This is a genomic window from Flavobacterium sp. (assembly GCF_043720215.1).
GTDB lineage: Bacteria > Bacteroidota > Bacteroidia > Flavobacteriales > Flavobacteriaceae > Flavobacterium.
The window spans coordinates 1-7,935 of the sequence record NZ_JAYSSZ010000235.1 but is presented as its reverse complement, the minus strand read 5'-3'; the positions used below and the strand labels follow the sequence as shown (position 1 = coordinate 7,935).

At 31.3% G+C, this 7,935-nt stretch carries 5 protein-coding genes; 1 reads left to right on the top strand and 4 read right to left on the bottom strand.

Annotation, left to right across the window (positions count from 1 at the left end):
- Positions 1–1,144: aminotransferase class V-fold PLP-dependent enzyme (locus ACHZC3_RS10520; RefSeq protein ID WP_394759818.1), on the bottom strand; the 1,144-nt coding region annotated here is incomplete at its 3' end.
- A gap of 197 nt (positions 1,145–1,341) precedes the next feature.
- On the opposite strand from ACHZC3_RS10520, the gene ACHZC3_RS10515 reads away from it, so the two are divergent.
- The gene (locus ACHZC3_RS10515; RefSeq protein ID WP_394759817.1) at positions 1,342–2,688 is read left to right on the top strand and encodes a serine hydrolase domain-containing protein; all 1,347 of its coding nucleotides are present in this window, start codon (positions 1,342–1,344) and stop codon (positions 2,686–2,688) included.
- A gap of 1 nt (position 2,689) precedes the next feature.
- On the opposite strand, the gene ACHZC3_RS10510 is transcribed toward ACHZC3_RS10515, so the two are convergent.
- Genes ACHZC3_RS10510 through ACHZC3_RS10500 form a run of 3 tightly spaced genes read right to left on the bottom strand, consistent with a single transcriptional unit; the run spans position 2,690 to position 7,694 of the window.
- Entirely contained in the window at positions 2,690–3,148 is a 459-nt protein-coding gene (locus ACHZC3_RS10510; RefSeq protein ID WP_394759816.1) for a retropepsin-like aspartic protease, read from the bottom strand.
- Positions 3,130–5,718: a CHAT domain-containing protein gene (locus ACHZC3_RS10505; protein WP_394759815.1), complete on the bottom strand. Its 2,589-nt coding sequence runs from the start codon at positions 5,716–5,718 to the stop codon at positions 3,130–3,132. Before ACHZC3_RS10505 ends, ACHZC3_RS10510 begins: the two co-directional genes overlap by 19 nt.
- A 5-nt stretch (positions 5,719–5,723) precedes the next feature.
- Positions 5,724–7,694, bottom strand: a complete 1,971-nt coding sequence (locus ACHZC3_RS10500; protein WP_394759814.1) for a PKD domain-containing protein — start codon at positions 7,692–7,694, stop codon at positions 5,724–5,726.
- Positions 7,695–7,935 lie beyond the last annotated feature (241 nt).

The window sequence follows — 7,935 nt, the reverse complement described above, 5'->3', positions numbered from 1 at the left end:
ACGCAAAACTAGCTCTTATAGTTCCCGGAATATTAAAATAATTCATAATCGGCTGGGCGCAATGGTGACCTGTACGTACTGCTATTCCTAACTTATCTATAATCGTGCCAATATCGTATGGATGAATTCCATCAATATTGAAAGAAATTACCGATGTTTTTGCTGCCGCTGTTCCGAAGATTTTTAAACCTTCTACTTCTAATAATTTCTCCGTTCCGTAGGCTAACAATTCTTTTTCTTGTTGTTGGATATTTGCGAAACCTATCGAATTCATATAATCTACAGCAGTTCCTAGCACAATTCCGCCAGCAATATTGGGTGTTCCCGCTTCGAATTTGTGTGGTAAATCGGCATAAGTCGTTTTCTCGAAAGTCACTTCCTTTATCATTTCGCCACCACCTAAATATGGTGGTAATTTGTTAAGCCAAGCTTCTTTTCCGTACAAAATACCCGTTCCTGTTGGACCACACATTTTGTGTCCTGAAAAAACATAAAAATCGCAATCTAGTTCTTGTACATCGGGTTTAAGATGCGGAACCGCTTGTGCTCCGTCAATAAGAAACGCCGCGCCCACTTCATGCGCTTTGTCAATCATATATTTGATAGGATTTACAGTTCCTAGCGCGTTCGAAATATGATTTACAGTTACAATTTTGGTTTTATTAGAAAGTAATCGGTCATATTCAGATAAGATTAATTCTCCATTTTCATTCATGGGAATTACAACCAGCTTTGCGCCTGTTTTTTCGCACAACATTTGCCAAGGCACAATATTACTATGATGTTCGAGTGCCGAAACCATAACCTCATCATTTGGTTTTAAAATAGATGCAAATCCGTTGGCAACAAGATTTATTCCAAAAGTTGTTCCTGAGGTAAAAAGCACTTCGTGAGCGAATTTAGCATTAATATGATTTTGGATTTTAATGCGGGATTCCTCATATGCATCTGTAGCTAACTGACTTAACGTATGTACACCACGGTGAATATTGGCATTTATTTCCTCGTAATATTTTGCAATGGCATCAATAACTACTTGCGGTTTTTGTGAAGTCGCGCCATTATCGAAATAAACCAATGGTTTTCCGTTTACTTTTTGAGTAAGAATGGGAAAATCGGCTCTTATTTTATTTATATCTAACATCTTATTTATAAAAATTCTAAATACAAAAGTAGTCAAATAGAAACGGAATTTTATCAAACGTTTGTTAATAATTGTATTCCTTATTTTTTGAACTACAAAAGTCACAAAAGATTTAAAAAATGCTTTTTTTCTTTGTGGTTAACTTTTTAACAATCGAAACTTAATTTCATTAAATTGCATCAAAATTTTATTTCAAAATGAAAAAATTCTTCAAAATTCTTGGTTTAGCGATACTGTTATTTTTAATTTATTTTGGTTTTACGACTTATCCTAAACTGGATTTAATATCAGGTTTTTCTGCAAAAAGTGTTGCTTCAGGGCATTTTATAGATAATCGTCCGTTAGAAATAATCGAAAATGGAGATAACGATATTAACATGATTGATTTAGCAACAAACGAAATTAACGAAAGTTCTAAATTGGCTTCAGCGTCAGTTTATGGTTTGAAAGAAAGAAAAGCTGTATATAGAGAAGGTTTGGGAGCCACTTTAGTAAATGAAGATTTCGATGAATCGAAACCTTATTTAAAACCTAAAAGAACAAAATTAAATAACAATTTGCCGTTTCCTTATGGAAATAACGAATCCGAAAAAGTAATTTTTGAGAATATTGATTACAAAAAATTAAATACTGCTATTGAAAATTCTTTCGACAAAAAGGGTGAGAAAAATAAACGAACTCGAGCTTTATTAGTTATTTATAAAGATAAAATAATTGCCGAAAAATACGATACAGGTTTTACAAAAAACTCTAAAATTCTGGGTTGGTCTATGACAAAAAGCATTACGGCAACTTACTTCGGAATTCTTCAAAAACAAGGAAAATATGATATTTATAAACCAGCTCCAATTGCGGAATGGCAAAATGATGAACGCAAAAACATTACTACAAACGATTTGTTACACATGAATTCTGGGTTGGAGTGGGAGGAAGATTATGGTAAAATATCTGATGCTACAAAAATGCTTTTTCAGGCAGAAGACATGACAAAATCGCAAATCATAAAACCAGCAAAATTCAAACCCAACACACACTGGAATTACTCATCTGGAACGACAAATTTACTATCTGGAATTTTAAGAAAACAGTTTAAAACGCACCAAGAATATTTAGATTTTTGGTATTCAGCTTTAATTGATAAAATAGGAATGAACTCGATGGTGGTAGAAACCGATATGGCAGGGAATTATGTTGGTTCCTCATATGGCTGGGCAACCGCTCGTGATTGGTCAAAATTTGGTTTGCTTTATTTGCACAAGGGAAACTGGAATGGCGAACAAATTTTTGACGAAAGTTGGGCAAAATATGTTGCCACACCAACTAATGATTCCAATGGTGTTTACGGAGGACAATTTTGGTTAAATGCTGGCGGAAAATATCCTGATGCACCTAAAGATTTGTATTCTGCCAATGGTTTTCAAGGACAAAATGTATTTATAATTCCGTCGCTAGACATTGTTATTGTTAGAATGGGACTAAAAGAAGATGGTGAGTTTGATTTTAATGCAATGTTGAAAGGAATTTTAGGAAGCTTGAAGAAATAAATTAAGTTAACAGACCTAAGCTCGTTTTCAAATAGAAGCAGTGGTTATAATAATCGATAATTGCTTTTCCAGATTGCAAAATATCGGCACCTATAATTCCATGAACTGATTTTGCTTTGTGCTCCAGTAATGCATCATTTACATGTGACAAGTCGAAAACAACTAACGAAAAACCTTCCGTTTTCCAGCTTCCTAGACTAATTGTATTATGGTTAGAAACTAATGTCTTCATGCCTCTACCTCCAGCTCCAGCAGCTTTTGTTTTAGATTTGGAAGTATTTAGATTAAATAAAGTAATACTTTCCAAAGCAATGCAACTATTAGAAGCACCTGTGTCGAGAATAAAATTTCCTTTTACACCATTTATTATTGCTTTTATAAGTAAATGATGCGTTTTAGAGATTTTAAACTTAATTTTTTTGTATTTATTTCTTTTTAAAATTACTTGGAGATCTTCCATTTTTTTATTGTTTTGAGTAACAAAAATAGCCCAACAATTCCAACGATAGCTAAAATAATATAAGTAAAATAATTTTTTTGCACACTGTTTTCTAAAGTACCATAATACACCATCGCACTCCAATAATAAGGAGATTTTTTAGTATTTGGGATCGTTTTATCATTTATAAAATCTAATTTGGCTTCGTGGTTAGATTCGAAATAGGAGTTTCCTTTTTTTATGTTTTTATAAAAATTATCCATAAAGACAGAAGTAGTATAATCATTTACCTTCCATAACGAAAACAGCAAATTTTGTGCTCCAGCAAACTGAAAACCTCTTGCTACACTCATAGTTCCTTCGGATTTATATAGTTTTCCCAAACCAGTTTCGCAGGCACTTAAAACAACTAAATTGGGTTTAATATTTAAATTATATAATTCTGAGTACACTATTTCTTGGTCATAAAAACGAATACTTGCAGGCTCTATAATATCGCCAGACGAAGCATGAGTTGATAGATGAAGAATAGAAAAATTACTTGCATTAGCCTTAAAATTAGCAAAAGTAGCTTGATTGTTCTCTAAGTATTTGCCTTCAAAATTTGCTTTTAGGTTTTCTAATTCTTTTTTAGAAAAAGTAAGTTCTAAAGAAGAGTTTTCAAAAACAGGAAATATTCCCAAAACACTTTCTTTATGGTTTTGAAATGGTTTTTCGTCTAAATAAAAAGAAACTGAATTATTGTATCCAACCTTAAAATCATTTAATAAATAATGCATTTTACTAAAATTTGACGTGTTGCTTTTTTGAGTTATTAATGCTTCAAACGGCAAGAAATTTAAAATTCCGTCAGGAATAATAATTAGATTTTTAGCCTTGATTTTTTTAGGCAATTTTAAATATTGATAAGTCAGATTTCCTGTAGTATTATAACGATTTACATCATTTGTTATGCGATTTGCATCAGTAAAAAAGGCTATAAATTTTCGAATTATAGAACTTGAATTATTTGCATTCTCAAGTTTTTGAAGTTGTATTTGATTGTTTTCTAAAGTGAAAGAATATCTGTTTTCAGCACCAGAAAAGTAAGAAACTAAAATCGCTTTGTCTTTTTTTAATTTTGAAAAAACAGCCGAAATATCAATCTTTGCTATAGTGTTTTCTGATTTATTTTTACTTTCTGACTTTAACAAAAGCATCAATTCGTTTTGCTTTTTTATTATAGTATTTATTTTAGAAACATCGGCTAATTCTAATTTTTGCTGTTCTTTTATAATACTATTATTACAGTTTTGAAGTTCCTGTAAAATATGTTTTTCTGATGCAGAAACCGTTTTGCTTCTGAAAATATAATTCTTTAAAACCGTCGATTTTGTTTGTTCTGATAATTGAAAAGCACGTTCTAAATAACTAACTTTTTTTTCTTTTTTATAAAGTGAATTATAAATTTCGATACATTTCTCTGTTCGAGTTCGATTCCTGATTTGTATAATAATTTTCGAGTTCTCGTAAACTAACAAAGTCTGAAATAATTCTTCAATATAAAACGAAAGAGTATAAGCATCTAAAGCTTTTAATGGTTTATTTTCTTTTAATGAAATCTCCGCTTGCAAATCTAGAGCATCTAATAAAACCGTTTCTGCATAAAGAGAATTTTGGTTTGGCAAATCAGCTTTTTTGTTAGAATAATTAGGAAGTAACGTTTCAAAAACGGCTACAAGAAAAGCATTTGACAGTTTATAATTGCCTTGCTCATAAAGCAATAATGCTTTTTCGTAAAATAGTTTGGCAACTTTTCTGGGTTCTTTATTTTTTGTTTTTGCAAATTCGTCTCTTGCTTTTTCAAAATAAGAATTGGCTAAAACAAAGTTTAGTTCTTGACTATATATTTGAGATAAATTTCTATAAGCGTTCGATAAATTTTGGGATTGAGATTTGTCATTTTCTAATAATTTCGTAGCTGTTTCTAATGCTTTTTTAGCTTTCACATAACTTTTAGTTATTAAATAATTTGTCCCCAAGTTGTTTAATAAAATTCCTTTTTGAGTAGTACTTATTTTCTCCGTTTTGATGGTTCTCTCTAATAAATTCATCGCCAAGTCGCTTTTTCCAGAGCTTTGGTATACATTCGATAAATTAAGGATTGCCGCTATTTTTTGCTGCTGATTTGCTTCAATAGTTGCAATAAAAAAATATTGTTTTATGGTGTTTTCGGCATTGTCATAATCACCAATAATGGTATATAAGTTACCCAAAGGTTTTAAGCAATATTCCGTAATGTCGTAATTTTTTAGTTTCTGATCCTGAAACAATTTCCAAGCTTTTTCGTAGCTCGAAATTGCCTTGTTGCTTAAACCAAATTGATTTTCATAATATGCTTTATTGCAATCTAAAATCACTAACGCTAGAAATTCGGCTTTAGAAATTGGTTTAAAACTCTTTTCTGAAATTTCTAGTTTCTTTAAACTTTCAACAGAAGGATTTGCTACAAAAAGATCTACAGTATTGTAAATTTTTTCTTCTAAAGTGACTTTTGCGTTTTGAGAAAAAGCAATTTGTGTGATTAAAAGTAGAAGAAAATAATATTTCATTTAGCTTAAAATTTCCAAATCCCGTAAAATTGTAAATAATTAAAGTTTTTCTCAAAACTTAGATTGTATCTAACACCTAAACTTGGTCCAATTCTTGCAAAACCAGCTGTTAGATCTAACAAAATTCCTGACTTGAATTGAGAAAAAGATTGTTTTGTTTCTAGTGCTTCATCTTTTTCTTTTAGTAAAACACCAGGATTATTGCTTTCGTAAAGCTTAGTATTAGTTAGTAAACTTTGCTTTTCGGAAATATTTATTCTGCTCTGAATTCCTGCTCCAACTCCAATATAGTTATTGATATTATATCGCATTAAAATGGGTATTTCCATAACAACATTGTCAAATTCAGAAAGTGTTGTTGTTCTTTTAAGTTGCAAAATTGCTCCGTTAGGATTTACTAATTCATCAGTTACTGTTGTCTGGGATTGGTATTTATGCAAATTATTTTGCCATTCTACTTGCCAATACCATTTGTATGATTTGTAAGGAGAAATAGTCGCAGCAACAAAATAACTTTTAGAGTTTTCTAAATTTGAATAAAGATTGTAGCCTGTTTTTGCTCCAATAGAAATTCCGGGTAAAAATCTAGTCGTTGCATAATTTGTAATAACGGGTTCATTTTTGTCGAAAATGATCGCGGTTTTACTATAAGTTGTTTCTTTATGAAAATCTTTAGCGAACCTCATAGTATATTTTACAAAACCTTTGGTGCTGTCTTTTTCGGTTACATTTTTTTGAGAACTTCCTGGAATGTATATGTTTTTAAAAGTAAAATGTATTTGTTTTTGTTTGATAATAGTGTCTAGACAACTATAAGTTACCTCTTCACCTTTTGGACAAATAGGGCATTTCGGGTAAGAATCGACAATTTGTAATGTTTTTTTGTCGAACATATCTGGTGTATCAGTTTCTAAACGGATGGTTCTTGCTGGGCCTTCTCCATCATTTTGAAAACGTGTTTTGAAATTTACTTTTTTAAATCTCACTAAACGATAATTCATAAATGCGGCATTGCTAGACATTTTGTTTGGGTCGTGAGAAGTTACAATTTCCATTTCGAGTGTTTTCTTTTTGTGGTTTTTGTAGTTTCGGTCAGGAACATAAACACCTCGCATTTTTACAGTTGCCGAGGTATCTTTGATCATTTCTGGTGTAGTTTTGAATGTAAAAAAAATATTTCGAGTCTCATTAGTATTCATGGTATCGAACTCTAAAATTTTTACATTTCGAAATAATGCTTTAGATTCTAAGAGTGTCAAATCTAGGTTTTCTTCTATTTTTTTTTCTGTCATTGCGAGGTACGAAGCAATCTCATTTTGTTCTGCCGAAGCTACATTTTCGTAAGAATTATTTATTTCGTCTGAACAGGCAAAACCATCTTCGACAACTTCTTTTTCGCCAAAGTGGGTTCTAGTTTCTAGTAATTCGAAATTATTGTTTTTAAATTCTTTGTCGTTGTAAAAAAGATATAATTTCCCGTTAGCTACATAATCTAAAGGGTTTTTGTAACTGACCACAACTACCATTTCTTCGTCTGGAACAGGCTCACGATTGTTGAATATTTTGTATTGAATAGTGTCTTGTAACGAAGCTATTTCTGAAAATTCAGTATTGTTTATTTCGTTTATCGCAACTATTTTAGGGCGCGTCTTTGGAGGTTTTCCGTTATCGTAATTATTGGTAACCGAAAGATTTACTTTGTATTCCTTTTTCTTTTTGTAAACATGTTTGGGTTCGGCCGCTTTACTATAATTCCCATCGCCCATTTCCCAAAAATAAGAATAACTAGCTTTTGGCGCGCCAGCTACTTGAATTAATGGTGGCGTTTCAGGTTTTAAAAATACTTGGTTTCCGTTTTTGTTATAACCAATAGTTGCTCTGCGAGTTACAGTGTCTTTTACCTTTATCTGTCCGAAGACTAGATTAGGAAGACAAAAAAACACTAGAAGAATGATAATTGATAGAAACCGTTTCATGATGAATTTTTTTAGCCCCGATAGCAGTGGAAATCCCACACTTTTGAGTGTGGATTGTAACGAATAGCGGGAAATAGCTTCAAATTATTTATAAATGTAAGAAAAAGTGACAGATAAACCATCACTTTTTATATAAATCAAATAATGTCTGTATTTGTTACCTTATCTTATTGAAACACTATATCGATATATGGCATTGAATTATTATTATCCCCAGCACTTACTTGTCCACCAAGATTTT

Bases quoted from the DNA above. Each gene is read 5' to 3' on its own strand.
- ACHZC3_RS10515 (WP_394759817.1), top strand. From the start codon at position 1,342: ATGAAAAAATTCTTCAAAATTCTTGGTTTAGCGATACTGTTATTTTTA.
- ACHZC3_RS10510 (WP_394759816.1), bottom strand. From the start codon at position 3,148: ATGGAAGATCTCCAAGTAATTTTAAAAAGAAATAAATACAAAAAAATT.
- ACHZC3_RS10505 (WP_394759815.1), bottom strand. From the start codon at position 5,718: ATGAAATATTATTTTCTTCTACTTTTAATCACACAAATTGCTTTTTCT.
- ACHZC3_RS10500 (WP_394759814.1), bottom strand. From the start codon at position 7,694: ATGAAACGGTTTCTATCAATTATCATTCTTCTAGTGTTTTTTTGTCTT.